This is a genomic window from Streptomyces sp. NPDC086519 (assembly GCF_040686075.1).
GTDB lineage: Bacteria > Actinomycetota > Actinomycetes > Streptomycetales > Streptomycetaceae > Streptomyces > Streptomyces shenzhenensis.
Map to the genome: position 1 here is coordinate 73,558 of NZ_JBFBJL010000005.1, position 24,724 is coordinate 98,281.

At 70.6% G+C, this 24,724-nt stretch carries 26 protein-coding genes and 2 pseudogenes; 12 read left to right on the forward strand and 16 right to left on the reverse strand.

All coding sequences use genetic code 11. The features are described from left to right. Positions 1-5 precede the first annotated feature (5 nt). The 4 genes from AB0P24_RS07160 to AB0P24_RS07175 form a co-directional block, all read right to left on the reverse strand. Positions 6-665, reverse strand: coding sequence for a response regulator transcription factor (locus tag AB0P24_RS07160; RefSeq protein WP_365791208.1), 660 nt, complete (start codon positions 663-665; stop codon positions 6-8). Further along, positions 662-2,668: a histidine kinase gene (locus AB0P24_RS07165; protein WP_365791209.1), complete on the reverse strand. Its 2,007-nt coding sequence runs from the start codon at positions 2,666-2,668 to the stop codon at positions 662-664. Before AB0P24_RS07165 ends, AB0P24_RS07160 begins: the two co-directional genes overlap by 4 nt. A 295-nt stretch (positions 2,669-2,963) precedes the next feature. Then, positions 2,964-3,644, reverse strand: coding sequence for a response regulator transcription factor (locus AB0P24_RS07170; RefSeq protein ID WP_365791210.1), 681 nt, complete (start codon positions 3,642-3,644; stop codon positions 2,964-2,966). Next, a complete protein-coding gene (locus AB0P24_RS07175) occupies positions 3,641-4,921 on the reverse strand; it encodes a histidine kinase (protein WP_365791211.1) in 1,281 nt (426 codons plus the stop codon). Before AB0P24_RS07175 ends, AB0P24_RS07170 begins: the two co-directional genes overlap by 4 nt. Positions 4,922-5,053: 132 nt before the next feature. On the opposite strand from AB0P24_RS07175, the gene AB0P24_RS07180 reads away from it, so the two are divergent. Beyond that, entirely contained in the window at positions 5,054-5,620 is a 567-nt protein-coding gene (locus tag AB0P24_RS07180) for a methyltransferase domain-containing protein (RefSeq protein ID WP_365791212.1), read from the forward strand. A gap of 155 nt (positions 5,621-5,775) precedes the next feature. Here AB0P24_RS07180 and AB0P24_RS07185 read toward each other — a convergent pair whose 3' ends face one another. From AB0P24_RS07185 to AB0P24_RS07195, 3 genes and pseudogenes are all read right to left on the reverse strand, one after another. Next, on the reverse strand, positions 5,776-6,060 hold the full coding sequence (locus AB0P24_RS07185; RefSeq protein ID WP_365791213.1) for a hypothetical protein: 285 nt from the start codon (positions 6,058-6,060) through the stop codon (positions 5,776-5,778). Positions 6,061-6,106: 46 nt separating this feature from the next. Further along, a pseudogene (locus AB0P24_RS07190) lies at positions 6,107-6,253 on the reverse strand (MMPL family transporter); the annotation flags it as partial. Positions 6,254-6,355: 102 nt separating this feature from the next. Further along, positions 6,356-6,835 carry a MarR family transcriptional regulator gene (locus AB0P24_RS07195; RefSeq protein ID WP_365791214.1) on the reverse strand — a complete coding sequence of 160 codons (480 nt, stop codon included), beginning with the start codon at positions 6,833-6,835 and terminating at the stop codon, positions 6,356-6,358. An 89-nt stretch (positions 6,836-6,924) separates the two neighbouring features. On the opposite strand from AB0P24_RS07195, the gene AB0P24_RS07200 reads away from it, so the two are divergent. Beyond that, on the forward strand, positions 6,925-7,812 hold the full coding sequence (locus AB0P24_RS07200) for an alpha/beta hydrolase (RefSeq protein WP_365791215.1): 888 nt from the start codon (positions 6,925-6,927) through the stop codon (positions 7,810-7,812). Here the strand turns inward: AB0P24_RS07200 and AB0P24_RS07205 are convergent. The 3 genes from AB0P24_RS07205 to AB0P24_RS07215 all read right to left on the reverse strand — a co-directional run bounded on the left by AB0P24_RS07205 (position 7,717) and on the right by AB0P24_RS07215 (position 10,175). Further along, complete coding sequence (locus tag AB0P24_RS07205; protein ID WP_365791343.1) at positions 7,717-8,433, reverse strand: NAD(P)-binding domain-containing protein; 717 nt, start codon at positions 8,431-8,433, stop codon at positions 7,717-7,719. The two genes, AB0P24_RS07200 and AB0P24_RS07205, sit on opposite strands and share 96 nt — an antisense overlap. Before the next feature lie 78 nt (positions 8,434-8,511). Further along, entirely contained in the window at positions 8,512-9,450 is a 939-nt protein-coding gene (locus AB0P24_RS07210; protein ID WP_365791216.1) for an SDR family oxidoreductase, read from the reverse strand. A 92-nt stretch (positions 9,451-9,542) separates the two neighbouring features. After that, entirely contained in the window at positions 9,543-10,175 is a 633-nt protein-coding gene (locus AB0P24_RS07215) for an NAD(P)-binding domain-containing protein (RefSeq protein WP_365791217.1), read from the reverse strand. 271 nt (positions 10,176-10,446) lie between these two features. Here AB0P24_RS07215 and AB0P24_RS07220 point away from each other — a divergent pair, with 271 nt between their 5' ends. After that, positions 10,447-11,358 carry a LysR substrate-binding domain-containing protein gene (locus AB0P24_RS07220; protein WP_365791218.1) on the forward strand — a complete coding sequence of 304 codons (912 nt, stop codon included), beginning with the start codon at positions 10,447-10,449 and terminating at the stop codon, positions 11,356-11,358. Between the two features lie 162 nt (positions 11,359-11,520). On the opposite strand, the gene AB0P24_RS07225 is transcribed toward AB0P24_RS07220, so the two are convergent. Then, on the reverse strand, positions 11,521-12,132 hold the full coding sequence (locus tag AB0P24_RS07225; protein WP_365791219.1) for a helix-turn-helix domain-containing protein: 612 nt from the start codon (positions 12,130-12,132) through the stop codon (positions 11,521-11,523). Positions 12,133-12,276: 144 nt separating this feature from the next. Between AB0P24_RS07225 and AB0P24_RS07230 the strand changes: the two genes are divergently transcribed. From AB0P24_RS07230 to AB0P24_RS07240, 3 genes are all read left to right on the forward strand, one after another. Continuing rightward, a complete protein-coding gene (locus tag AB0P24_RS07230; RefSeq protein WP_365791220.1) occupies positions 12,277-13,011 on the forward strand; it encodes an SDR family oxidoreductase in 735 nt (244 codons plus the stop codon). 33 nt (positions 13,012-13,044) lie between these two features. Beyond that, positions 13,045-13,668: an NAD(P)-binding domain-containing protein gene (locus AB0P24_RS07235; RefSeq protein WP_365791221.1), complete on the forward strand. Its 624-nt coding sequence runs from the start codon at positions 13,045-13,047 to the stop codon at positions 13,666-13,668. Positions 13,669-14,066: 398 nt separating this feature from the next. Then, the gene (locus AB0P24_RS07240; protein ID WP_365791222.1) at positions 14,067-14,417 is read left to right on the forward strand and encodes a hypothetical protein; all 351 of its coding nucleotides are present in this window, start codon (positions 14,067-14,069) and stop codon (positions 14,415-14,417) included. Between the two features lie 151 nt (positions 14,418-14,568). Here AB0P24_RS07240 and AB0P24_RS07245 read toward each other — a convergent pair whose 3' ends face one another. Both AB0P24_RS07245 and AB0P24_RS07250 read right to left on the reverse strand, forming a co-directional pair. Beyond that, positions 14,569-15,117: a transposase gene (locus AB0P24_RS07245; RefSeq protein ID WP_365791344.1), complete on the reverse strand. Its 549-nt coding sequence runs from the start codon at positions 15,115-15,117 to the stop codon at positions 14,569-14,571. After that, positions 15,114-15,653 carry a winged helix-turn-helix domain-containing protein gene (locus tag AB0P24_RS07250; RefSeq protein WP_365791223.1) on the reverse strand — a complete coding sequence of 180 codons (540 nt, stop codon included), beginning with the start codon at positions 15,651-15,653 and terminating at the stop codon, positions 15,114-15,116. The genes AB0P24_RS07245 and AB0P24_RS07250 overlap by 4 nt, the downstream gene beginning before the upstream one ends. 67 nt (positions 15,654-15,720) lie before the next feature. On the opposite strand from AB0P24_RS07250, the gene AB0P24_RS07255 reads away from it, so the two are divergent. Further along, positions 15,721-16,071, forward strand: coding sequence for a transposase (locus AB0P24_RS07255; RefSeq protein WP_365791224.1), 351 nt, complete (start codon positions 15,721-15,723; stop codon positions 16,069-16,071). A 521-nt stretch (positions 16,072-16,592) separates the two neighbouring features. Here the strand turns inward: AB0P24_RS07255 and AB0P24_RS07260 are convergent. Beyond that, a pseudogene (locus tag AB0P24_RS07260) lies at positions 16,593-16,771 on the reverse strand (tyrosine-type recombinase/integrase); the annotation flags it as partial. Positions 16,772-16,879: 108 nt separating this feature from the next. Between AB0P24_RS07260 and AB0P24_RS07265 the strand changes: the two are divergent. From AB0P24_RS07265 to AB0P24_RS07285, 5 genes are all read left to right on the forward strand, one after another. Further along, entirely contained in the window at positions 16,880-17,602 is a 723-nt protein-coding gene (locus AB0P24_RS07265) for a hypothetical protein (RefSeq protein WP_365791225.1), read from the forward strand. 426 nt (positions 17,603-18,028) lie between these two features. Continuing rightward, complete coding sequence (locus tag AB0P24_RS07270) at positions 18,029-19,000, forward strand: acyl-ACP desaturase (protein WP_365791226.1); 972 nt, start codon at positions 18,029-18,031, stop codon at positions 18,998-19,000. Positions 19,001-19,538: 538 nt separating this feature from the next. After that, positions 19,539-20,660, forward strand: a complete 1,122-nt coding sequence (locus AB0P24_RS07275; RefSeq protein WP_365791227.1) for a histidine kinase — start codon at positions 19,539-19,541, stop codon at positions 20,658-20,660. Further along, on the forward strand, positions 20,657-21,355 hold the full coding sequence (locus AB0P24_RS07280) for a response regulator transcription factor (protein ID WP_365791228.1): 699 nt from the start codon (positions 20,657-20,659) through the stop codon (positions 21,353-21,355). The genes AB0P24_RS07275 and AB0P24_RS07280 overlap by 4 nt, the downstream gene beginning before the upstream one ends. 189 nt (positions 21,356-21,544) lie before the next feature. Further along, positions 21,545-23,143, forward strand: a complete 1,599-nt coding sequence (locus tag AB0P24_RS07285; RefSeq protein WP_365791229.1) for an alpha/beta hydrolase — start codon at positions 21,545-21,547, stop codon at positions 23,141-23,143. 183 nt (positions 23,144-23,326) lie between these two features. On the opposite strand, the gene AB0P24_RS07290 is transcribed toward AB0P24_RS07285, so the two are convergent. Together AB0P24_RS07290 and AB0P24_RS07295 are read right to left on the reverse strand one after the other, a co-directional pair. Further along, on the reverse strand, positions 23,327-23,551 hold the full coding sequence (locus AB0P24_RS07290; RefSeq protein ID WP_365791230.1) for a type II toxin-antitoxin system Phd/YefM family antitoxin: 225 nt from the start codon (positions 23,549-23,551) through the stop codon (positions 23,327-23,329). Between the two features lie 226 nt (positions 23,552-23,777). Next, on the reverse strand, positions 23,778-24,641 hold the full coding sequence (locus AB0P24_RS07295) for a LysR family transcriptional regulator (RefSeq protein ID WP_365791231.1): 864 nt from the start codon (positions 24,639-24,641) through the stop codon (positions 23,778-23,780). Positions 24,642-24,724: the final 83 nt, after the last annotated feature.

The following is a 24,724-nucleotide window of genomic DNA, read 5'->3' on the forward strand; positions in this document are numbered from 1 at the left end:
TCACCTCACGGCCCGCTGCCGGGCCGGATCAGCCCCGTCTCGTACGCGGCGATCGTCGCCTGTACCCGGTCGCGTACGCCGAGCTTGCCGAGGAGGACGGAGACGTGGTCCTTCACGGTGGGCGGACTCACCCCCAGCACCGCCGCGATCTCCGCGTTGGACAGCCCTCGCGCGACCTGCCGCAGCACCTCCGTCTCGCGTGGGGTGAGCAGGTCGAGGCGGGCCGTGTCGAGCGGACCGGGCCCGTCCGCGAACCGGTCTATCAGCCTGCGGGTCACCGCCGGATCGAGCAGCGCGGCGCCCCCGTGGACCACCCGTACCGCGTCGATCACCCGCTCCGGCTCGGTGTCCTTGAGCAGGAAACCGGCGGCCCCGGCGCGCAGCGCGGCGAACAGGTACTCGTCGAGACCGAAGGTGGTGAGCACCAGAACACGGGTCGCGGAGCTGCGTTCGGTGATCGCGGCGGTCGCCGCGAGCCCGCCGATCCCCGGCATGCGGACATCCATCAGCGCGACATCCGGCCGCGCCGACAGCGCGAGTTCGACCGCGGTGTCGCCGTCCGCCGCCTGCCCGACGACGCACAGGTCGGGTTCGGCGTCGAGGATCGCCGCGATCCCGGCCCGCACGACGGCCTGGTCGTCGGCGACGGTCACTCTGATCGTCATGGGAACGCCTCCGGGAGCCACACGCGTACGGCACCGCTGTCGGTCGTCGAGAGGGTACCGCCGGCGGCGTCCGCGAGGGCGCGCAGCCGCCGCTCCACCGCGGGAACGGCCGGTGCCGGGCCGGAGACCTCCACGCCGTCGGGGAGCGTGCGCACGGTGAGGGTGGCGCCCACGGCTATGAGCGCGGAGGCGGTCCGGTACGCGAAGACCTCCATGGCGGCGGGCAGCGGACGGCGTGCTCCGACGTACCGGACGACGGCGCCGTAGCGTGCGGCCAGCGCGGTGATCCCGGAGACGGTGGGCGGAGGGCCGTCGTCGGCGTCGTCCCCTGCGCGCAGCCCGGACAACAGGTTCCGCAGAACGGTCAGTCCGGCGCGGGCCTCTTCCCGCACGGCCCGCAGGTCCCCCTCCTCCGCTGCGGCGACGACCGCCCGCGCGTGCCGGAGTGCCGTGTCCCGCAGCGCGGTGGCGAACAGCAGACGCTGTGCGGACACCGCAGCGTCGGCGTCCCCGTCGAGCAGGACCCGCCGCCGGGCGTCCGCGGCCCGCAGCCGCTCACGCCGCCGGGCGGTCCGGCGCCCCCACGACCAGACGGCCAGGGCGGGGAGGGCCAGCACGCCCGCCAGTACGGCCCCGGCCGCCGTACGGCTGCCGGTGATGCCGCTGCCGCTCGCCAGCGCGAGCCCGCCCACGGCGGCCACGGCGAGCGGCGCGCACAGGCCTCGGCGCCACGGCAGCCGCACCCCGACGCTGTGGACGAGCGTCAGCTCGACCCACCCGTACACCAGGAAGATGTCGCTCACCGGCGGCTGGGTCCAGCCCGCCCGGTCGCAGGCCCACCACAGCAGCAGCGCCGACAGCACCGCCGCGAGCGCGCGGCCGGGCGCTCGTGAGCGCCAGGCCAGCGGCACGGCGTGCAGGCCCGACAGCACGACGGTCACCAGTGCGGGCAGCAGGCCGCCGAACGGAGTCGGCACGTCGGCCGACAGCAGGCTCGCACCGAGCGACAGCGCGATCGCCAGGGCCACCAGCGCGTAGTCGAGCGCGGCCGTCCCACGCCACAGGGGCCACCGGCGGAGGGGAAGAACCGTCGCCGCAGGCAGCGAGGCCCGCACGAGCCAGCCCTCTCGACGGCCCTGTCCCACGGGTCCCGCGCGGAACGTCCCGCCCGTCGCGGTGACCGTGGCCGCCAGCCCCGCGAGACCGCGCCCGGTCCCGAGGCCCGGCTCGACGGCCGTACCGCCGTCGTCCGTGACGGTGACGACGAACAGGTGATCGCCGCCGGCCCGTAGGGGCTTGTCCTGGTCGTCCGCTGGCTCGATCCGGACGCGCACTGTCGCGCCCGCGGCGTACCGGGCCGCGTTGGTCAGCGCCTCCCGGACGACCCGGTACGTCGCTTCCGTACTGCCCGCCGGTGCCTTGTCGACCGTGCGCCGGTAGTCCACCGCGTGCGCGGCGGCCAGCGCGTCGACCTCGGTGAAGCCGGCCGCGGTCGCGTCCAGCTCGGTGAGGCGCTCCAGTTCGCGGACGGCCTCCCGGCCCGCCTCGTCGGCGTGGCGCAGCGCGTCACCGGTCCGTACCCGGTCGGCGAGCCTGAGCGCGGCGCCCGCGGCCACCACGATCCCGGTCAGCCGATGCGCGGCCACGTCGTGCAACTCCGCCGCCAGCCGGTCCCGTTCCGCCAGCGCCGCGAACAGCGGGACCGCCGCCGTGCCGGCCTCGTAGTCCGCCAGCGCGGACCGGCGGGCCGACCGGTGACGGCGGGAGCGGCCCCTCGCCCAGACGACCGCCACCACCCCACCGGCCGTCAGCGCGACCCCCGTCACGTAGTGCGGCGGTTCACCGCGGAGAGCGGGGATCGCGGCGACGGCCAGCGTGAGCACGACGGCCGCCGTGAGCGAGGAACCGGCGGTCCTGCGTACGGCCAGCAGATGGACCGTGATCAGCGCGCAGACCGCCGCGAAGAGGAAGAGGGCCCACCCGTGCCCCGCGAAGCCGTTCATTGCCCCACGCCGACGGCGGGCGACCGCTCGACGATCTCCATTCCGGCAGACTAATTGGCTTTTCCGGTTGGGGTGATGAGACGTCGTTGATCGTCGACTGGCGCGTGGGCGGGGTGTGTTCACCGCTTGGGCATGGCGGCGTCCCGGCGCGGTGGTCGGGTTCTCCAGGCGTGCGGACGGGTTGGTACCACCACCGGAGTTCGCCGCACTGGACCCCTCGCAGTGGCCGCCGGTCGGCGCACAGCTCCGGCCGTTCGCGAAGCCCGGTCTAGGTCGCGGGCGGTCTGCCGAGCAGTCAGTCCCCGGCCCGTATCAGCCCGCTCTCGTAGGCGAAGATCACTGCGTGGATACGGTCGCGGAGGCCGAGTTTGGTCAGGATGCGGCCGAGGTGGGTCTTGACGGTCGTCTCCCCGACGAAGAGGCGGTCGGCGATCTCGCCGTTGGCCATTCCCCGGGCGACCAGTGCGAGGACGTCCCGTTCCCGTTCGGTGAGTGCGGCCAGGCGGCTGCGCTGGGCGGGCGCGGACATGGGGGATTGCAGGACGAAGCGTTCGACCAGGCGCCGGGTGAGCGAGGGCGCCACCATGACCTCGCCCCGCAGCACCGCGCGGACGGTCACCAGGATCTCCTCGGCGGGGGCGTCCTTGACGAGGAAGCCGTTCGCGCCGGCACGCAGGGCCGCGTAGGCGTACTCGTCCAGGTCGAAGGTGGTGACGATGAGGATCCGGGGTCCATCGGGCTGCGCGCAGAGGTGTTCGGTCGCGGCGAGCCCGTCCAGACCGGGCATGCGTACGTCCATCAGGACCAGGTCCGGTTCCAGGGCGGCCACGCCCGCGATCGCCGCGTCGCCGTCGGCGGCCTCGCCCACCACCGTGAGATCGGGCTGGCTGTCGATGACCATGCGCAGTCCCATCCGGATCAGCTCCTGGTCGTCGCAGATCAGCACCCGGGACGATGACGGGCCCTGGCCGGTCATGGGATCGCCGTGGTGGGCTCGGGCTCGGTGGGGCGCAGGGTGGCGGTGACCCGGTAGCCCCCGTCGGGTGTGGGTCCGGCGTCGACGCTCCCGCCGTACCGGGCAGTGCGTTCGCGCATACCGGTGAGTCCGTGACCGCGGGAGAGCAGCGGGGCGGGGTGCTCCGGGACGGCTCCCGCTCCGGCTCCGGCTCCGGCCGAGTTCTCCACCCGGACGCGGACCAGCCGTCCGGGCCCCCCGGTACCGGTGTCGACCCGGACGCGGATCGTGGCGTTCGGCGGTGCGTGCTTGACGATGTTGGTGAGCGCCTCCTGCACGATGCGGTATGTCTGCGCGGTGAGGTCCGCCGACAGTCCGCCCGGCTCTCCGCGGAGGTCCAGCCGGGCGCGCGCGCCGTTCGTGTTGAGGCGCCCGACCAGCCGCCGCAGATCGGCCGAGAGGGACGCGCCGGCCCCACCGTTGTCGGGTCCGGGTCCGGGGCCGCCGGCCGGGGCGTCCGCGTCGGGGGTGCGCAGCACCTCCAGCAGCCGGCGCAGTTCGTCCAGGGCCTCGCGGCCGGTGGCGCTGATGACACCGAGGGTGCGGTCGACGACCGTGGGGTCGGCGTGCCGCATCAGCCTGCCGCCCTCGGCGTTCAGCACCATCACGCTCACGCTGTGTGCGAGGACGTCGTGGATCTCGCGGGCGATGCGCGCCCGCTCCTCGGCGACGGCGACCCGGGCCAGGGCGATGCGCTCCGACTCGGCGAGCGCGACCCGCCGCTCGAACTCGGCGATATAGGCGCGCCGGGCCCGGACGTACTCGCCGAACACCCAGGCCCCGGCCAGCAGGAGCCCCACGGCGAGCGGGGTGAGCCAGGCACCGCGGGCACCCGGGCCCCCGTAGTCCCGCTGCCAGGCGGGAATCCACAGCACGACGCAGCCGGCGGCACAGATCACCGTCGCCGCGGCGGCCCGGCGCAGGCCGCGCACCGTGAGGGTGGCCAGCACCGCGGCCAGGGCGACGGCGCCGCGTCCCGGTTCCTGTCCCCACACCTGCCCGAGAAACTGCACCCAGAACCCGGCCGTCACCAGGGCCGCGACCAGCACCGGCCGACGGCGGCGCCACAACAGAGGAAGCACCAGGGCGGCGTACACGCCCGTCTGTACCCAGCCGGGCCGCCAGCCCGGCTGGGGGCGGATCACCGGGGGCACGGCAACCAGCACGACCAGCAGCAGGTCCGTCAGCCACGGATGTCCGCGCCGCAGGCGGGGCAGGGTCTCCATCAGCCGTTGCACCGCCTCACGCTACGGCCGGGGCCCGCTCCCCGGCATCGTCCTGGCGGGCGTCACGGGGTCCTCCCGCAGTCGTACGGACACCGGCCGGGGATACGACGTGCGGCCACCCGGGGCGTTTCCACCATGGCCGGCATGTCGATCACCACCGAGTTCCTCAGGCGGCCCCTCATGACCGGTGCTGTGGCGCCCAGTTCACGACGGCTGGCGTACGCGATGACCGAGGGCATCGGCCTGGAGCGGGCCCGCCTCGTCGCCGAGCTCGGCCCGGGGACCGGGGTGTTCACCGACGCGATCCTCGCCCGGCTGGCCTCCGACGCACGGCTCGTCGCCGTCGAGCTCAACCCGGTGCTCGCCGCCCGGCTGACGGCCACCCGGCGCGATACACGGCTGACCGTGGTGCAGGGGTCGGCGGCCGAACTGGCCGCCGCGGTGGGTGAACCGGCCGACGCGGTGGTCTCCGGACTGCCGTGGACGGTCATGCCGCAGAACCGGCGCGGGTACATCCTGGATGCCGTGACCGATGTCCTCGCGCCCGGCGGCCGGTTCACCACCTTCGCCTACGTGCACGCTGCCTGGACCCCGCCCGCCCGTCAACTCACCGCCGAACTGGCCCGCCGTTTCGACCGGTTGGAACGCTCGAAGACGGTGTGGGCGAACCTGCCGCCCGCCTTCGTGCACCGGGCCACCCGGAGGCCATGACCGCGAGCAGACCCGTGAGAGCGAGGACCACGACCGGGAAGACCAGCGCGAGGGGGAGACCATCGGCCCCTGAAGGGCGGCACTTGCCCTCTCGTGTGATGCCTTGAACCGCTCCGGGCCTGATGGAGGTCGGTTACTCGGGGTTCTCGCCGGGCCTAGCCCTTGGTCGCGCCTGCCGTGCCGTCGCGGACGAAGTGCCGCTGGAAGGCGAAGAAGACCAGTGCCTCGGGGATGGTCATGAGCAGAGCCGCTGCGAGCTTGATCGGGTACTGGTCGCCCTGGCCGAGCCGGCCGGAGACGAGTGAGGCGACCCCGGTGGTGACGGTGTTCAGGTCTGGGCTCTGCCGGGACACGAGGAAGTGCGGCAGTTCGTTCCACGATCCCTGGAACGACAGGATGGTCAGGGTAATGAGGGCCGGCCGGGCCATCGGCAGCACCACGGACCAGAAGATCCGGAAGGTGTTCGCGCCGTCGATGCGGGCTGCCGGTCTCGGCCTGACCGATCCGGATGGCGCGGTGGTTGTCGCGGGTGTGCTCCCACTCCTCGTGCATCCGGCTGACCAGGAAGACCTGGTAGTCCATGGACAGGCCGAAGGGGATTGCCAGCATGACCACCGGAAGCTCGGCTTCCACTGTCTGTGGGCGGCCGTATCGACGGTTCTCCGATCGGAGGGGGATGGAATCCTCGACGGCACTGACACACCAGGGCAGGCGCCGCCCTGGACGGGACGAGTGTCAGACCGGCTCGCCGAGGTCCTGCACGATCCAGCCCGGTGCGTCAAGGCGCACCGGCTGAGCGCCGACCAGGTCCGCCAGGTGCGTCTCCAGGCTCGCGAGTTCGCTGGAACCGATCTGCTGTTTCCATTGATCGCGCAACTCGTCAAAGATCGATTCGCCTTGCCGCAGCACTTCGTAGCCGAGTGGGGTGACGTGCAGGCGCTTGCGGCGGGCGTCGAGGGGGTCCGTGTCTCGTGCCACGTATCCGCGCTCCTGCAACACCGTGATGGTTTTCGCTGCCGCCTGCTTGGAGACCGACAGGCGCCGCCCGAGTTCTGAAGCGTTGTCCGCGCCGGCGGCGATGGCTCGCATGGCGAAGTCATGGACGGGACGCACGTCCTCGTAGCCGCGGCGGGCCAGCTCGGCGGTCGCGGCGTCCACCAGCGAGCGAAAACCTCCGAGCAGGAGCAGTGCGAGATCAGCGCCAGATCGTGACATGGAAGAAGACTACGGCGACCACGGACTGGACATCGACAACCTTGTTGTCTATTGTCTTGGACAACAAGGTTGTCGAATTGAGGAGACCGATGGGCGCCACACTTCCGGGTCCCGCACTTGCGGGTATCTCCCACCACCTCGCGGAGGTCAACGGAACCCGGTTGCACTACGCAGCGGCGGGAGCGGGTGGATCGCCAGTCCTTCTGGTCCACGGGTTTCCCGAGAGCTGGTGGACTTTTCACAAGATCATCCCGCTCCTCGCGGAGAGCCACCGGGTCTTCGCCGTCGACCTGCGCGGCTTCGGGGACTCCGGCAACGGGCCGGGCGAGTACGACAGCAGGACCTCGGCAGAGGACCTGCACCTTCTCATCGAACAGCTCGGCGTCGGCCCGGTCCACCTGACCGGGCAGGACATCAGCGGAGCAACCGTCTTCCGTCTGGCGGCCACCCACCCGCAGGACGTACGCAGTCTCACCGCGATCGAGATGGGCCTGCCCGGATTCGGCCTCGAAAGGCTGGCCGACATCACCCACGGCGGCGCCTGGCACATCGGTGTCCTCGCCGCACCCGGCATCCCCGAGATGCTCCTGGCCGGCCGCGAGCGGGAGTTTCTGGGACAGTTCGCATTCCCCGCCCTGAACGCGACCCCGGGAGCCATCACCGACACCGACATTGAGGAGTTCGCCCGTACCTATTCCCGCCCCGACGGCTGGCGCGGAGCGATCGGCCTCTACCGGTCGATGCTCAGGGAGGGGCCCGAGATCAAGGCTCTTGCCGAGACGCACGGCCTGACCGTGCCTGTACTCGCGGTCGGCGCGGGCGGAGGCCCCTTCACGGTCGGCACCATGTCCCAGGCCGCAGCAACCGAAGTGAGCTCGGTGTCACTCGACGGTGTGGGGCACTATGCCGCGATGGAGGCCCCTGCGGAGTTGGCGAAGGCCATTCTCGAATTCATCGGGAACATCGACGCCCTCTAACTCATCGATCCCCAGCGGCCCTTGAGGGTCACGAGGGTGGGGGCACATCGACAACACCGGCGTGCCCGTCGCCTGCCGCCAGCTGTCGGCCAGCGTTCCCGCGTCCACCACGCTGTAGCCGATGGAGTCGATGAATTCGGTCACTGCCGCCTTCGCCGGTGCGGAGTCCCCGGCGATCGGCAGGTAGGAGCGGTCGGCTGCCCCTGCCGGGCGGGCGAGTGACAGCAGGTGCTTGAAGAAGACGTTGTTGAACGCCTTTACGAGCATGGCGTCCGGGATGTACCGCATCAGCAGCTCGCCTGAGGTGAGGGACTTGTTGTCGAGCTCGGGGATGTGCCCGTCACGTTCGGGGCCGTAGTTGCAGGTGTCGATGACCGTCTTCCCGGCCAGTGGCCCGGCGGGCACGTGGGGGAAGGCCCTGACCGGCACCGTGACCACGACGATGTCACCGGCCGCCGCGGCCTCTTCGCTCGTCGCCGCGGACGCCTGCGGCCCCAGTTCCGCGGCCGCGTCCGCGAGCGTCTCGGGACCGCGCGAGTTGCTGAGCATCACCTGGTGCCCGGCCCCGACGGCGAGTTGCGCGAGGGTCCTGCCGATGCTTCCGCTTCCGATGAATCCCACAGTCGTCATAAGCTCAACGTCCTTCAGAAGAGCCGACCTTGCCGGCTGCCGGGCTCGTTACGATCCGGGTTCCTGCCGTCAGCCGGCGGGGAAGTAATGGCCGTTGTCCAGATCGGCGAGCAGGCCGGGCTCGGCGGGCTCCCAGCCGAGGGTCCGGCGGGTGATGAGGGTGGACGCCGGGTAGCTCTGCGTGACGATATTCGTGAGGAACCCGAAGTACCCCGGCGTCATCAGGGCATCGTCGGGAACGCTCACGGCGGGCAGGCCCAGACGGCTGGCGATGGCCTCGGCGATCTCGCGGAACGGGATGCCGCCGTCCCCGACCGCGTGCCAGTATCTGCCGGCCGGCCCCTTCTCCAGCGCCAGGCGGAACAAGGTGGCGGCATCGCGGATGTGCACGGCGTTCCACAGGTTCGCGCCGTCGCCGGGGTAGCCGGCGAACCCCTTTTCCTTCGCGAGCGCGATCAGCGTGGGGAGGAAGCCGGCGCGATCGGTCGTGCCGTGCGCGATGTTGGCGATCCGCACGACCGAAGACCGCACCCCCTGCTCGGCGAGGCCGACAACGGCCCTTTCCACGACGTTGCGGACCCGCAGGGTGCCCTTGTGCTCCTCGCCTGCGGGGAGGGCCGGGTCCTCCTCGGTGGCCGGCCGGCCCAGATGCTGCCCGGGTGAGCCAATGCTCCCCGCCGTGACCAGCGGCTTTCCGGTTCCCGCGAGTGCCTCGCCGTACGCGAGCATGATCGGGAGCTCCGCAGCGGCCACGGCGTCCATCCCGCCGGAGGGCAGCAGATCCTGCCTGTGGGCGACGTGGATGACGCCATCGGAGCCCGAGGCTGCCTCCTTGAGCCCGTCGAGATCCTGAAGGTCGCCGCGACGCACCTTCGCGCCGAGCGCGGACAGGGCCGCCGCGGAAGCGTCCGACCGGGCCAGGCCGGTGACCTCGTGCCCGGCGGCGATGAGCTCGGGGATGATGTACGAACCGGAATGGCCGGTCCCCCCGGCGACGAATACGCGCATCTGACTTTCCTTGTGAGGGTAGGTGCAGGGTCTTCCCGTGCCGTAAGTGAACGGGCGTAATGCGGCACGAGAGATGGTGGTAGGGGTTTTGCTCAGCTGAGAAGGGCGATACCGAGGGAGAAATTGGTGTGCTTGACGGAGTGGTTCATGAGGCCCAGCTCCAGCAGGCCGACGTTCTCCAGTGCCCGCGCCATGAACAGTGCCCCGGTGTCCCAGGGGCGCAGCCCCAGGCTTTCGACGAACGCCGACACGCGTGCCTTCGCCTGCGCGTCGTCGCCGGCGATGAACACGTCCAGAGGGCGGTCCTCGGCCGGGCCGGCCGCCAGAACGTGGGAGAACACAGTGTTGAACGCCTTGACGACATGCGCGTCGTCGGGAGCCGCCTTGGCGATCTCCTGTGCGCCGGAACTGTCGTCGGGGACGACGAAGCCCTTCAGGTCGGGGGCTACGGGGTTGGTGACGTCAACGACGATCTTGCCGCGCAGTGCGTCCCCGTACTCCCTCACCACCGCCGCGGCGCCGGCGTACGGCACGGCCAGGACAACGATGTCCCCGGCGGGAGCGGTGCCGGCCGTCCCGACCGTGGCGCCACCGAGCGCGGCGGCCAGTTCCTCGGCCTTGGCCGGGTCGCGGCCGATGATCTCGATTGCGTTGCCGCCGGCGAGCGCCCGGGCGGCCAGGGCGCGGGCCACGTTCCCCAGGCCGATAATGCTGATGCTGCTCATGGAGTTCCTGCTTTCTGGAGCCGGATAGGACGCCATGCCCGTCCAGTCGTTGTCAACGGTTGTGTCGTCGACGCCGCCGAATGACGCGAAGGGAGGGGCGCTCAATTCCTGATGTGCTCATTCTGGGCCTGGGTCCTCCGCCGTCGAATTCTTGTGCCGAATCCGCTCGGACCATCAGGTACCTATTCAGGTTGCCATTGGCCTGAGTAGGCGTCCAAGACTTCTTTCAGTGGCGGTGATACCTTGGAGGCATCACCAGCTCGGAGGTGCCATGGATCTGGACCTGCGCAAACTGCGTTACTTCGTCGCCGTGGCCGACCAGTTGCACTTCGGCCGCGCCGCCGATGAGCTTCACATCGCACAGCCGGTGCTCAGCCGGCAGATCCGCGCGCTCGAGCAGGATCTCGGCGCCTCGCTGTTCACCAGGGATCGCCACGGCGTAGAGCTGACGGATGCGGGCCGGCAACTGCTGGCCGACGCCGGTCCGCTGCTCGCCTCAGCCCAAGCGGTCCGCCGCCGGGTGTCCGCGGCCGCCGGCGGCAAGCGGCGGCTGATGGTCGGTTTCCGGGCCGGCGTTGCGGTCACCCCGGCGGCCCGTGCGTTCGAGGACCGGCACCCGGACGTGGTCGTGGACATGCAGCGGATCGAAGGGGACGACCAGGCTGCGATGCTGCTCGACGGCCGCATCGACGTCGGCTACGTGCGGCTGCCCATCGACGAGGCAGGCCTGCGCGTCACCCCGCTGTACACCGAGCCGCGGGTGGCGGTGCTGCCCGCCGGACACCGGTTGGCCGGCAAGGAGGAGGTCACCGAGGCCGACCTGGCCGGCGAGACGCTTGTCTGGCACGGTGACCCGAGCACACAGCCCACGAAGCGCCCGCTTCCCAATGCCGGGTACCGGGTGCGCGGGGTGGACGAGACGCTCGAGCACGTCGCGGCCGGCCGGGGCATCTCCTTCCTGGCCCGTTCGGCGTCCGTGTTCTACTCGCATCCGGACGTCGTCTATGTGCCCATCCCGGATCTGGCGCCCGACCAGGTGTGCCTCGCGGTGGCGGCATCGCACACCTCGCCGGTGGTCGACGACTTCGTCACCGCGGCTCGGTCGGCGGCCGAGATCACGGCAGAATGTGGGAACCATGAGATGTGGCAGCTTGGAGGCGATGTCGTCTCAAGGCACGCTTGAGCGGTTCGGCTGCCCCCCTCATCGTGCGCCGGAGAGTGACATGGCCTGACGGAGTGGTGCTGTTGCGGCTGGCCTCTGAGCCGGTTCCGTTCTTCGGCCGGCGTACCAGCGGGTGCAGCCGCGCGAGGGGCAGCGCGTCCAGCCCGGCCGCGGAGTGCCACGTCAGCTTGGCACTTCCTCCCGCCGCCGGTCATCGCCGGCTGTGGCGGGGATGGCGTTGTCGATGAGGACGGCGGCGATGGCGGCGGCGGTGGGGAAGGCGTCGGCGTCGAGGACCCGGGTGCGGGCCGCGGCGCCGTCGAGGAGCAGCGCGAGTTGCTCGCCGAGTTGTTCGGGGTCGGCGGCGCCGGCTTCGCGGGCGGTGTCGGCGAGCCGCACGGCGACGGCTTTCTTGTAGTCGCGTGCGTACTGGGACGCGGGGTGCTGGGGGTCGTGGAGCTCGACGGCGGCGGCGATGTAGGGGCACAGGGGAGTGGTGGGGGGGATGTCGAAGGCGGCGAGGAGCCGTTCGCGGGGCGTGAGGTCGGTGCGGTCGAACACGCCGGACAGAACGGAGGGGTCGAACCGGCGCAGGTACTCGGCGACGAGTTCGTCCTTGCCGGTGAAGTGCTGGTAGGCCGTGCGCTTGGACACCTCGGCCGCCGCGCAGAGCTGGTCCATGCCGGTGCGGTTGATGCCCTGTTCGCGGAACAGCTGCTGGGACGCGCTGAGGATGCGCTCGCGGGCGCCCCGGCCGCGGCGGCGGCCCGTGGGGCCCTTCTCCAACTCCGTCATGACCCCATGCTACCCCGACAGGGTAACGACCGGTGTACATAGTTTGCGCCCCGGTCGCCCGCCCCGTACGGTACGTACACAGGGCGGTGTACATAACACCGTCGCCCCAGGTGCGCACGGCACCACCGACCCAAGGGAGCGACTATGGGAAAGCTCGACGGCAAGGTCGCGGTCATCACCGGCGGCACCACCGGCATGGCGCTGGCCGGCGCGAAGCTGTTCGTCGACGAGGGAGCGCACGTCTTCATCACCGGCCGCCGCCAGGACGCCCTGGACGAGGCCGTGAAGCAGATCGGCCGCAACGTCACCGGCGTCCAGGGCGACGCCGCCGACCTGGACGACCTGGACCGCCTGTACGACACCGTCAAGCGGGAGAAGGGCAGCCTCGACGTGCTGTGGGCCAGCGCCGGCGGCGGCGAGCCCGCCCCGCTCGGCGAGATCACCGAGGCCCAGTTCGACACCTGGTTCGGGCTCAACGCCCGCGGCACCCTGTTCACCGTCCAGAAGGCCCTTCCGCTCTTCAACGACGGCGGCTCCATCCTCATGACCGGCTCCAACGCCTCCCTCGGCGCCTTCCCCGGCTGGAGCGTCTACGCCGGCAGCAAGGCCGTCCAGCAGGCCTGGGCCCGCATCTGGCTCAACGAACTCAAGGACCGCCGCATCCGCGTCAACGTCCTGACCCCCGGCCAGGTAGCCACCGCCAAGCAGGAAGAACTCTTCGACGAGGCCACCAAGCGCCAGTTCGAGTCTCTCATCCCCCGCGGGCAGATGGGCAGCCCCGACGAAATCGCCACCGCCGCCCTCTTCCTCGCCTCCGACGACTCCAGCTACGTCAACGGCATGGAACTCGTCGCCGACGGCGGCACCACCGCCATCTGAACCGGACGACCCCCAACCAGGTCTGGACATCTCATGAGCAACATCAGCATCATCGGCACCGGAAACATGGCCCGCACCATCGGCGCGCGGGCGATAGCGGGCGGCAACACCGTCGAGGTCATGGGCCGCGATCAGTCCAAGGCCGCTGACCTGGCCAAGGCTCTCGGCGGCGGCGCCACGACCGGAGAATGGGGCACCGCCCCGGCCGGGGACATCGTCATCGTGGCCCTCTTGTACGACGGTGTCGTGCCGGCCGTCGCCCGGTACGGAGACGCACTCGCGGGCAAGGTCATCGTCGACATCAGCAATCCCTTCAACTCCACGTTCGACGGGCTGGCCCACCGCGAGGAGACCTCGATCGCGCAGGAAGCCGCCAAAGCGGCCCCACCGGGCGCCAGCGTGGTGAAGGCGTTCAACACCGTCTTCCGCCATGTCCTGGAGAAGGGCCGGCCGGACGTCTTCATCGCCGGCGACAATGCGCAGGCCAAGGCAAGTGTGGAGGCGTTCATCGAGAGCCTCGGACTGCGCCCGCTGGACGTCGGCGGCCTGAAAATGGCGCACTGGCTGGAAGGCGCGGGCGTGGTCACGGTAGGCCTCGCCAACCACGGGGTGGGGAACTTGGACTTCGCCCTCGGCATCACCGAACTTCCCGTCTGAGCGAACGGCTGACGGATCACCGAAAGGACTCGCCAAGTGAACCCGTGGCGAGTCGGTGGGGTAGCGGTCCTGCACGTCCAGGCCATCGCACGGGTCACCGAGGACGCCGGTGCGAGCGGCGAGCCGCCTGCCACCGGCGCCGCCCCGTGCCCTGCCACGGTCGGACGACCCTGTTTGCCGATTCGGCAACCGCCCGGGACCTGACCGACGGCCGCAAGGGCAAATCCAAAAGGGCACCTCCGACGTATCAGAAATAGGCCGCGTCCTGGGAGTACGCACCTGGTCGGCTGGTTCCCGTGCAGCGGGATCCTGGACGCGGGACGTGCTCCGCGGCTGCGGCCACCTATCTCGTGCCGCCGAGAGTCGCGCGAGAGGACGAACCGAAGGGCGTATCCATCATGCGAGCACAACGCACGAGGCGTCTCGTCGCGGCGTCCGCTGCCGGCATTCTGATGGCCGGCGGCGCTGCGATCAGCGCAGCCGGCACAGCCGCAGCAGCTCCTGCTGTGCACACCCAGGTGACCACCAATGTGTGCTTCGGCCACGACGACTGGCGCTGCTTCAACCAAGGCGGGTTCTGCTTCAACCACCCCGGGTTCTGTTTCGACCACCGTTTCGGCAACGGCTTCGACCACCGTTTCGGCAACGACTTTGACCACCGGTTCGGCAACGGCTTCGATCACCGTTTCGGCAACGGCTTCGACCACGGTTTCAGCAATGGAGGCTTCGTGATCTTCGTGCTCCGGTAGCGGTCACGCAGGTGGACAAAGGTGCGCCCGTCGGAGCAAGGACGGCCCCTGACCAGTCATGACGGTCAGGGGCCGTTGCCGTGTGCTTCAGACGTCGTCTCTCTTGGCGTGATCGTTCGGTGAGTCGTGCGTGACGGGTCTGGTCGAGCGGTTACTGACGTTGTCGCCGTGATGTCGTCAAGGTGAGGCCGGTTTCGGCGAGGCATCCGTTGATGAGGTTGCTGCGGTACTGGATCTGGCGGAGGCCGTGTCGGAGCGTGCTGATGAGGTGGTCGGGGTCGGTGAAGGCGGTGTTGACCTGGCTGCTGCGCCGCAGCAGGGACCAGATGCCCTCGACCGGGTTGAGGTCCGGTGCATAGGCAGGCAGGAAGTAGCAGGTGATCCAGTCGTGGGTGTCGATGAACTCCCGCAGTCGGCGGTCCTTGTGGACGTTGAGGTTGTCCCACACGAGCACAAGGGGTGCGCCGAGCTGCTGGTGCGCGGCGATGAGCAGGTCGCGGTAGTCGGTCCAGGTGAGACTGCGTCTGCCGCCGCGCTTGTGATCGAGATGCCGCTTGGGCCGGTAGATCAGCCGTGAGCGTTCACCATGCCAGTAGCAGGCCAGAGCGGCGATGGAGAAGCGGCGCTGGGAGCGTCCCCTCACCCGGATGACGGGTGTGCGTCCGCGCCGGGCCCAGGTCCGTGTGGTGGGCGGCGTCATCGAGAAGCCGGCCTCGTCTTCGAAGCACAGCCAGGCGTCGAGCGCCGCCATGGACCTTCCACCTGCGGCCAGGTCTCCTTCACCCAGCCCGCCACGGCCTGCTCGTCGCGCTCGATGGCCCGGCGGACGGGGACCTGGTGGCTGAAGCCGTGCCGGTGCAGCATCCGCGCGATCGCCGACAGCGTCATGCTCTTGTGGAACCGGCGCCCGATCAGCGTCTTGATCCGCGTCAGCGTCCACGTCTGGTCCGGCCAGCCATGCGCGACCGGCCCTTTCGCCAGCTCCTGCTCGAGCACGGTGAACAGGACCTCACCCAGCTTGGGCCGTGAGACGGGACCGGCAGACCGCAGCCCCTCGATGCCGGCGTCGTGCCAGGCTCGGCGCCAGCGCTGCACCGAGCGCACACTCACCCGTAAGTCCTTGGCGACCTCCGTGTTGGAGGCACCCCCAGCGAATCGCTCCGCGGCCTCCAGCCGGATCCGCTCGCGAAACACCTGCCGTTCAGGCGTCAGCCCACCACCCTGCGGATACCTCACACAACAGGCATACCGCGACGATCACACATCGTCAGCCCTCAACGACACCACGCTGCAAAGGTCAGTAGTGCCGGATGAGTTGTGCACGTTGTTCCGGCGGGTGGTTCCACCGACGGAGGTGAAGCGCCGCAGGGCGGGGGGCGACGCAGAGCAGGTGACCGCGAGACCCGTGGCGGCGGTCATCTTCGTGGCTGCCTCAGGCTGCACCTGGCGGCAGCTGCCGCCAGTGTTCCGGCCGACCTGGCCCACGGGCTACCGGTGCTTCGCCCAGTGGAGGCCGGGAAAGGGTCTGGCCAGGCTCCACCGGGTCGTCCTCGACGAACTCGGTGATCGCGGCCAGCTGGACTGGCCGCGGGGCGTGATCGACTCCGTCGGCATAGCCGCAGCCCTCATCGGCTACCGTCGCCTTGCGCGGTGAAGTCACTACGAGGCGATGGAGTGGGTTCGGTCCCAGCTGTTCCGCGTCGCAGCAGGGCGTTGACCCGACCCGGCCATCCCCCGCGTGGCTTGTTGTCCCTCTCGATCAAGAACCGCGCTGTCCGCAGCGGGGCACGTGTGGGCTTACCTGCCTGGTGGCGGCGCCAGTAGCGGGCCACCCTCCGCTCCAGATCGCCCAGGTCCACACTGCCGGTCCTGGCCAGAACGACCGATCCCTCCGGGCCTTCAGGGGCAGTCAGTGCCAACACGCCACCGTCCGGTGAGTACGCCGCCGTGTACTCACCCTCTTCGACGTCAATCGCCTCGATCCAGTTCGTAGCGTGGACGAAGGATTCGAAGACGAGCAGGTCCTCGTCGCGATCGAAGATGAGCACGGTGTCGGGGAAAGGTTCCATACGGATCACTGTGGCAGTCCCGTTCGTCGTGCTGCGACCAAAATAGACGGTGCCCAACGAGCGGGGTGTCGCCGTCGTCGGGCTCGGTGGTGGTTTCGGCAGAGGGCCCGAGGGCATGTCCGAGGAGGTCGATGGCTTGCCGCTGGAGGCGAACCGGACGTGGGCGTACACCGTCGCGGTCACGCCGATGTGCGCGTGATCCAGGAGCTCCTTGATGACGACGAGCTCGACGCCCTGCTCCAGAAGAAGCGTCGCCGTCGAATGGCGGAGGTCGTGAAACCTGATCGGCCGTCCGGGACGCGACGCGTTCGTGGCAGCGGGGCTGTGACGGCTGGCTCGTCTCCTGTGACCCGCCGCCGATGGCATGAGTGTGAAGAGACCGAGGAAAGAGCTGTGGCGAAAGAACGAGTGACGGTGTGCCTTCCCCCGTGCGACCCGGGGGACGTCGTCCAGGCCATCGGCGCGGCGATGGCGCCGTACGACTACAACCGTGACGCCGGGGTCGGCGATCCGGACGTCGAGACCTGGTGGGACTACTGGCGGATTGACGGCGGGGGCTGCGAGTTCCTGGTCGTGCCGGGGCACGAGGACGACCCGCGTCTCATCCGGGGTGCCGAAACCCTGTCCGGAGAGCGGCGCAACGTTCCGCCTTCACTGTGCGACGGTGGGCCACGCGCGCTGTTGGACCTCGAAACGCCGCGTGCGCGGGCAGCCGTCGAAGCACGCCGAGCCTTCGAAGCGTGGCGGGATTTCGCCAAGGCCTACCCGCCCGCCCGCTCCGCGAACGAATTCTGGGCCCGACACTTCGCCGACCCCGACAACTACCCGCGTGCCCAGGCACTGGAGGACTTCCGCACACAGCCGGCCATCGCGGCGCTTCTGGACACCCCAGAACTGGAGGACCTCGTGGGCGACGATCCGGTCGCCCATCTGGGCGACGACCTCGACTCCCTGGTGCGCCACGCGGTGGACGACGTCTTGCCCTCGAACGCCCTGCTGACCCTGGACGGACGCTGGCTGGACGTCGCGAACGCCGAGCGGCGCCGCCACTTCAACGACTACCTGGACGCACTTCCGGCCGACGCCTACGCCGTGCGGGTGCTGTACCACGGCTGAGGTGTGCGTCCGCGATGATGCCTCTGCGGGGAGTGTCTCTTCACGCTGTCTGAGCCCGGTGCTCTGCTTGCTCAGCTGTGAGGCTCCGGTCCGGCGACTCGGACCGGAGCCTCAGCTCTCGAAATGGCGGGCTGCTTCGTCGTACGCGGCGTCGGGCACCCCCTGACGAGGTCGCAGGCGGAGGCATCAGCGGCAGGCACGGGTGAACGCACCTCCGTCGCACAGCATGCGGCTTCCCGCGGTCCGGCCGCGGCCCGGCGCACCCCCTCCGCGGGCCCCCGACGAGCGGGGCCGAAGCACCCGGTACGCGCCGGCCTCCGCCCCCGTACGCGCCAGTAGGGCCGAACGGCCCCTGCGGAACCACGAGGCGGCCTCATAACTTACGGAACCGTAGGTTCCACCCCGCAGCGAAAGGCCGGTTTCTCCATGGCCGCCGTCCCCCCGTCCTCCTCTGTCCGCCGCACCACGTGGACGGACCCGCAGCTCCTGCACGCGCTGGAAGAGGTGGTCGAGCGCGAACTCAACCGCCACCTGGGGGTGTTCAAGGAGTGGATGCCCCACGAGTACGTCCCCTGGAGCCGAGGCCGGGACTTCGACGGGGTCCTGGGCGGTGAGCCCTGGGCGCCGGAGCAGTCTCCGCTGACCGCGGTGGGCAAGGTCGCGATGGTGGTGAACCTGCTCACCGAGGACAACCTGCCCAGTTACCACCACGAGATCGCCACCCTGTTCGGGCGTGACGGCGCCTGGGGCACCTGGGTGCATCGGTGGACCGCGGAGGAGGCCCGGCACTCCATGGTCATGCGGGACTACCTGGTGGCGTCCCGCGCCGTGGACCCGGCGGCACTGGAGCAGGCCCGCATGACCCACATGTCCGCCGGATTCGTCTCCGACAACCGGCACTCGCCGCTCCACACCGTGGCGTACGTCGCCTTCCAGGAACTGGCCACCCGCATCTCGCACCGCAACACCGGGCACAGCTCGGGCGATCCGGTCTGCGACCGCCTGCTGGCGCGCATCGCCACCGACGAGAACCTGCACATGGTCTTCTACCGCAACCTGCTGAGGGCCGCTCTGGAGATCGCCCCCGACCAGGCCTTGCGCGCCGTTGCCGACGTGGTGAGCGGCTTCCGGATGCCCGGCCACGGCCTGCCGGGCTTCGAGCGCGCCGCCGTCGAGATCGCGCTGGCCGGTGTCTACAACCTGCGCGTCCACCACGACGACGTCCTCCAGCCGGTGCTGCGGCACCTCAAGGTCCTGCGCCTGACCGGCCTCGGGCCCGAGGGGCTCAAGGCCCAGCAGGAGCTGGGCGAGTTCCTTGGTTCACTGGACGCGCAGGCGACCCGGTTCGACGAGCGCCGGGCCGCCATCGTGGCGCGGCGCGCTGCCACCAGGCGCTGAGCGTTCCGTGTCCGCCGCCGGCCGTCGTCGGCGTGATCCATCAGGGCTTCACCGACGACGTCGAAAACCGTGGCCGCCACAAGTCGTCCGGATCGCCGGCGTACACCCGAGTTCATCCTCGGCTCGGTCCGGGACACACTCGTGGCCCCACTCGAGCAGAGCGCCTGCTCACGGTCCCGGTCGCTGGTGAAGGCCGCCTTGTCGAAGCCCGAACCGGCCTTGGCCCGCCTGCTGAGGCCGGCGACGACCGGGCCGAGCGGAGTGATGCTGTGCACCTGCCGTACCGTGTGCTGCGGAGGCCGGACGGGCGAACCGAACGTGTCGGCTCACGGGCCGTGGCCGGGTCCGCTGTCCGCTCAGAGTCGGACCCGCGGAATCATGGAGGACGGTGGAAGACCAAGCAGTCCGTGCGTCATCGGGCTCTGCATCCCCCACCCCCGCGGGTCTCGCACGCACGAGCCCGGTGGCCGCCGCGACCGCCCGGCCCCGTCTGCTGTCGCGATGGTGGGAATCATGCGCCCCCGCCACCAGGGACCGCGTGTTCGCGCTCGTCGTCACTGTGCTGTCGTTCGTGGCGCCGCTGTCGCGGATCGGGGCGCAGTTGGGTGCTCTTCCCGCCCGGGACGCGTCCGTCGAGGGTGTCCTGCTGGCCCTGGGGCAGGCCCTGCCGCTCGCGGTGCGCACCCGGTGGCCGGCCCTCTGTCTCGCGGTGGCGGGGACCTCGTTCGCACTCCACGAGTCCCTCGGCTGCCCGCCGACCTTCGCCACCCTCGGCCTTTACGTCGCGCTGTACTCGGTCGGTGCCCACCAGGAACGTCTCCGGCGGGTCGTACCACTGGCGGCGACGGGTGGATACGTGGTCCTCTGCGTCGTCCTGAGCGCGCTGGGGTCGCCCAACGGCTCGACCGACTATCTGGTCTACTACATGGCCCTCACGGCGATGTGGGCCCTGGGTGTCCTGGTCCGCGAGCGGCGGGGGCACGAGGCTGAGCGCCGACTCCTGTCCGCGCGGGCGGCCGTCGCCGGGGAACGCAGCCGCCTGGCCCGGGAGTTGCACGACGTGGTGACCCACCATGTGACCGCGATGGTGGTGCAGGCCGGCGCCGCGCAGTACGTCGCCGGGTCGCCGGACCGCGTGGGCGAGGCACTGGCCGCCATCAACGGCACCGGCCGCCGCGCGCTGGCCGAACTCCGTTTCCTGCTCGGCGTGCTGGAGGCGACCGGTGATTCGGCGTCCCGGTCGCCGATGCCGGGCCGGGTGCCCGACCTGGTGGAGCAGGCACGAGCGAGCGGCCAGCCGATCGAGCTGGTCGAGGACGGAGAGCAGCCGGACATGGCCGTAGGTGCCCACCTCACGGTGTATCGCGTCGTGCAGGAATCCCTGACGAACGCCGCGAAGTACGCCGCGGGCAGTCGAACGCTGGTACGACTCGTGCACACCCCCGGCTGGACGGACGTCGAGGTCACCACCGCCGAGACGGCTGACAGCACGTGCGAGTCCGCCGCCCCGCGCGACAGCGGCCCGCACGTCCCGGGAGGCCGGGGGCTGACCGGGCTGCGGGAACGGGTGGAGATGCTGGGCGGCGAGTTCGCGGCAGGGCGCCGCGCCGAGGGCGGGTTCCGTGTGTACGCGCGCATCCCCGCGGGAGGTGCCGCGTGAGTGTTCCACCCTCCGCGATCAGGGTGCTGGTCTGTGAGGACCAGGCTCTCGTGCGCGCCGGCTTCGTCACGATCCTGTCCGCCCAGCCCGACATGGAGGTCGTGGGGGAGGCCGTGGACGGCCGAGCAGCGATCCGGAGCACGGAGGAACTGAATCCGGACGTCGTCCTCATGGACATCCGCATGCCCTTGCTCGACGGAATCGAGGCCACCCGCCACCTGGCCGGTCCCGATTCCCCCAGTCCCGCGAAGATCCTGGTCGTCACCACCTTCAACGTCGACGAGTACGTGTACGAGGCCCTCCGCGCCGGTGCCAGCGGCTTCATGCTGAAGGACGCCGCACCGCACGAACTGGTCAACGCGGTACGCACCGTCGCCCGCGGGGAGTCCCTCCTGGCCCCCGCCGTCACCCGCGCCCTGATCGGCCGCTTCGCCGAACGGGTACGTCCCTCCGCCGTCTCCGCGTCCCCCGAGCGCGACCGCCTCAAGGTCCTCGCCCCCCGCGAGCACGAGGTCCTCCTCCTCATCAGCGAGGGGCTGTCCAACGCCGAGATAGCCACCGAACTGGTCATCAGCCCCGAGACCGTGAAGACGTACGTCTCCCGCATCCTCACCAAACTGAACCTGCGCGACCGCGTCCAGGCGGTGGTGTTGGCGTACCGGGCGGGCGTGACGGGGCGCGGGGAACGAGCCTGACGGTCCGGTTCGGCGGCTGGGAGACCGGCACGGCGTTGTCCTCGGAAGCGTTGTCCCCCGAGCGAGCTACCTGATGTGTCCACTCAGGGGTGAAGCGCGGCACCGGTGGCCGCCTGTTGACTCGGTGACTGTCAACGCAGCGGTCGGGCCGACGGTCCCGACCGTGCCGAACAGCAGGAGGCCGACACCATGAGGATGACGCGCAGGTCCGGGAAGTCCGGATTCTCCGGTGGCCGCCGTTTCGCCACGGCCCTGGCCATGTCGACGCTGGCCGGAACCGGGCTGGCCGCATGCGACGGGAACGCCGCGGACACGCCGCGGGCACAGGCCGCCGGGCAGACCGCGGACCACGCCGGGATCGACTGGGGCACCTGCCCGGAGCCGGCCGGGGGAACGACCCGAGATCCTCGTCTGACCTGCGGGACGCTGAAGGTCCCGTTGAACTACGGCGATCCAAGCGGCACGAAGATCGAGGTGGCGGTCTCACGGCTGGCCACCGCCGAACCCGGGAAGCGGCGCGGCGTCCTGCTGCTGAACCCCGGCGGGCCGGCCCTGGGCGGTCTCCACATGCCCGCAACGATGGCGGCCACGCTGCCGAAGTCGGTGCTGGACCGCTACGACCTGATCGGCTTCGACCCGCGCGGCGTCGAGCACAGCACGCCGCAGAGTTGCGGTCTGAAGGACCCCAGCGTGTCCGGACTCTTCCCCTATCCCGCCGCGGACGGCTCGATCACCAAGAACGTGGCCCTCGCCAAGGCCGACGCCAAGACGTGCGCCGACGCGGCGGGCGACCGGCTGCGGTACTTCAACACCGCCGACACGGCCCGCGACATGGACCGCGTCCGCCAGGCGCTCGGCGAGCGGAAGATCTCCTACTGGGGCCAGTCCTACGGCACCTACCTCGGCGCCGTCTACAGGTCCCTGTTCCCGGACCGCACCGACCGGATGGTCCTGGAAGGCAACGTCGACCCCCACAAGGTGTGGGCCGACGAAGTGGCGGACACCTGGGGCAAGGGCATGGCCGACCGGTTCCCGGACGCGGCCGCCGTCGCCGCAGCCCAGGACAGCACCCTCGGGCTGGGCAACAGCGTCAAGCAGGTCACCCAGAGCTACCTCACCCTCGCCGAGCGGCTCGACCGGGAACCCGTGCCGGTGCCCGGCATGTCGCTGTCGTTGGACGGACCGCTGCTCCGGACCGTCACCTACGGCATGCTCCTGCACAACGACACGCTCGCGCCGCTCGCCCGTTTCTGGAAAGCCGCCGCCGACCTGGCCGCCGGCAGCGCCACCGACGCCGACGACGCGGTTCTCCAGCAGATCCTCGCCGACACCCCGCCGGCTCCGGGCGTCCCCGAGGACAACCAGGCCACCATGTTCCTGGCTCTCGTCTGCGGCGACGCCGAGTGGCCCCACGACACCGACGGCTACGCCACCCGCACCGCTGCCGACCGCAAGGCGTGGCCCCTCACCGCGGGAATGCCGGCCAACATCTGGGCGTGCGCCTACTGGAAGAAGCCGGCCGAGCGGCCCGTCACCGTGACCGACGAAGGCCCGCGCAACACCCTGATCCTCCAGAACCGCCGGGACAACGCCACTCCGTGGGAGGGCGGCACAGGGCTGCACCAGGCCCTCGGCGGCAGTTCCGCCTTCGTCGGCGTGGACAACGGCGGGCACTACGTATACGACGAAGGCTCCGCCTGCGCCGACAAGGCGACCGTCGGCTTCCTGACCACTGGCCACCTGCCGGGCAAGGACGTCTACTGCAGCGACGTCAAGCGGAAGAGGTGATCCGGTGACGCGAGCGGGCCTCACAAGATCACTGCGACCAGGAGCCCTCGCCGACCGCGGAAATACGTGACGACCGATCACGAGAGGCCGCCAGTTGTTCATCCGCCCGAAGGCGGCTGTGCTCGCGGGGCGTGCTCAGGCGAGTCGGCACAGTGCGGGCGCAGACTCCGGGCAACGATGGCTTCAGCACTTCCTCGATCTCGTCATCGCCGAGATCAGGCAGGCCGAGGTCGGGAAGCTCAATGCCCCCATGGGGCCGGTCGGAAACGGGGGGACGTCGTTTTCGGTGATCGACACTACCCGGGCGACCGGGGTGCCGTTCTTGGTGACGGTGACCGTCTCACCGCGCGCCGCCGCGGCGAGGATCTGTGAGAACTTCTGGTTGAACTCGCGGGCGGTCGTCTCCATGTCCTACAGGTAACTGCGGTGGACGTCATCTGGATGCTCACCAGGCGGCATCCACCGTCGGCCGGACCTTTCTCCGTGCCTTTCGGCCGGGGCCCAGAGGCTCTGCTTCGATCGCCGAGGCGGAGCTTCGGCGCATGGGAACGGCAATCCACTGCGGGTGGGTTCGGAACCCGCCTTCGAGCCGGCGCAATCGCCCGGGACGATCCGGTGTCCCTGGCTGTCCGGGTCACAGCCGGGTGGCCGTGCGGATCAGCCCGGCGAGGGCGAGGGAGCGGCTGTGCGCGGGCCAGGCGATGTGGGTGACGACGGGGGGCGCGTCGGTCAGGGGGACGGCGGTGTGCTCGGCCCACAGCCAGGCGCGGGCGGAGTCGGGGAAGACGGCCACGGTGCGGCCGAGGGCGATCAGCTGGGCCAGCTGCGTCTGGTCGTGGATCTCGGGGCCCGGTCCGGGTGGGTAGATCCCGTGGCGGGCCCAGCGGGCGAGCGGAAGGTCGGGGATGTCGCTGACGTCGGCCAGGGACAGCGTCCTGCGCGTGGCCAGGGGGTGCCCGGCGGGCAGGACGGCGATCTGCCCCTCGGTCATCAGTTCCTCGCTGTCGAACCCGGCGAGGGAGTTGAACGGCTTGTGCATGAGCGCCACGTCGGCGCGGCCGTCGCGCAGCATGTCCTCCTGCTCGCACGTGCCGCTCGGCAGCACCTCGATCTCTGCGGCGTCGGGCTCGGCCGCATAGGCGGCGAGGAGCTTGTGCAGCAGTTCGTGGGACGCGCCGGCCTTCACCGCCAGCACCAGACGGTTGCGGGGGCCGCCCGGATCGTCGGCGCCACCGGCGCGACGGGTGCGGCGAGCGGCGGCGGTGGTCGCGTCGAGGGCTGCGCGGCCCTCGTGCAGCAGGACCTCTCCGGCGCCGGTCAGGGTGACGCCGCGGCGGTTGCGTTTCAGCAGGGAGACCCCGAGGCGCCGTTCGAGCTGCTGGATCGCCCGGGACAGTGGTGGCTGGGCCATGCCGAGGCGCTCGGCGGCGCGGCCGAAGTGCAGTTCCTCGGCGACGGCCAGGAAGTACCTCAGCTCGCGGGTCTCCAAGGTGTCCATGGGCACAGCGTACGTCGGTGATACCTGCCGGGTATGACAGGGCACTGCATCGGTGTTGGATGCGCCGCTCGTTCGCGGGCGAG

Coding starts and splice junctions, on each gene's coding strand:
- AB0P24_RS07160 (WP_365791208.1), bottom strand. CDS start 665: ATGACGATCAGAGTGACCGTCGCCGACGACCAGGCCGTCGTGCGGGCC.
- AB0P24_RS07165 (WP_365791209.1), bottom strand. CDS start 2,668: ATGAACGGCTTCGCGGGGCACGGGTGGGCCCTCTTCCTCTTCGCGGCG.
- AB0P24_RS07170 (WP_365791210.1), bottom strand. CDS start 3,644: ATGACCGGCCAGGGCCCGTCATCGTCCCGGGTGCTGATCTGCGACGAC.
- AB0P24_RS07180 (WP_365791212.1), top strand. CDS start 5,054: ATGTCGATCACCACCGAGTTCCTCAGGCGGCCCCTCATGACCGGTGCT.
- AB0P24_RS07195 (WP_365791214.1), bottom strand. CDS start 6,835: ATGTCACGATCTGGCGCTGATCTCGCACTGCTCCTGCTCGGAGGTTTT.
- AB0P24_RS07200 (WP_365791215.1), top strand. CDS start 6,925: ATGGGCGCCACACTTCCGGGTCCCGCACTTGCGGGTATCTCCCACCAC.
- AB0P24_RS07210 (WP_365791216.1), bottom strand. CDS start 9,450: ATGCGCGTATTCGTCGCCGGGGGGACCGGCCATTCCGGTTCGTACATC.
- AB0P24_RS07215 (WP_365791217.1), bottom strand. CDS start 10,175: ATGAGCAGCATCAGCATTATCGGCCTGGGGAACGTGGCCCGCGCCCTG.
- AB0P24_RS07220 (WP_365791218.1), top strand. CDS start 10,447: ATGGATCTGGACCTGCGCAAACTGCGTTACTTCGTCGCCGTGGCCGAC.
- AB0P24_RS07225 (WP_365791219.1), bottom strand. CDS start 12,132: ATGACGGAGTTGGAGAAGGGCCCCACGGGCCGCCGCCGCGGCCGGGGC.
- AB0P24_RS07230 (WP_365791220.1), top strand. CDS start 12,277: ATGGGAAAGCTCGACGGCAAGGTCGCGGTCATCACCGGCGGCACCACC.
- AB0P24_RS07235 (WP_365791221.1), top strand. CDS start 13,045: ATGAGCAACATCAGCATCATCGGCACCGGAAACATGGCCCGCACCATC.
- AB0P24_RS07240 (WP_365791222.1), top strand. CDS start 14,067: ATGCGAGCACAACGCACGAGGCGTCTCGTCGCGGCGTCCGCTGCCGGC.
- AB0P24_RS07245 (WP_365791344.1), bottom strand. CDS start 15,117: ATGACGCCGCCCACCACACGGACCTGGGCCCGGCGCGGACGCACACCC.
- AB0P24_RS07270 (WP_365791226.1), top strand. CDS start 18,029: ATGGCCGCCGTCCCCCCGTCCTCCTCTGTCCGCCGCACCACGTGGACG.
- AB0P24_RS07285 (WP_365791229.1), top strand. CDS start 21,545: ATGAGGATGACGCGCAGGTCCGGGAAGTCCGGATTCTCCGGTGGCCGC.
- AB0P24_RS07290 (WP_365791230.1), bottom strand. CDS start 23,551: ATGGAGACGACCGCCCGCGAGTTCAACCAGAAGTTCTCACAGATCCTC.
- AB0P24_RS07295 (WP_365791231.1), bottom strand. CDS start 24,641: ATGGACACCTTGGAGACCCGCGAGCTGAGGTACTTCCTGGCCGTCGCC.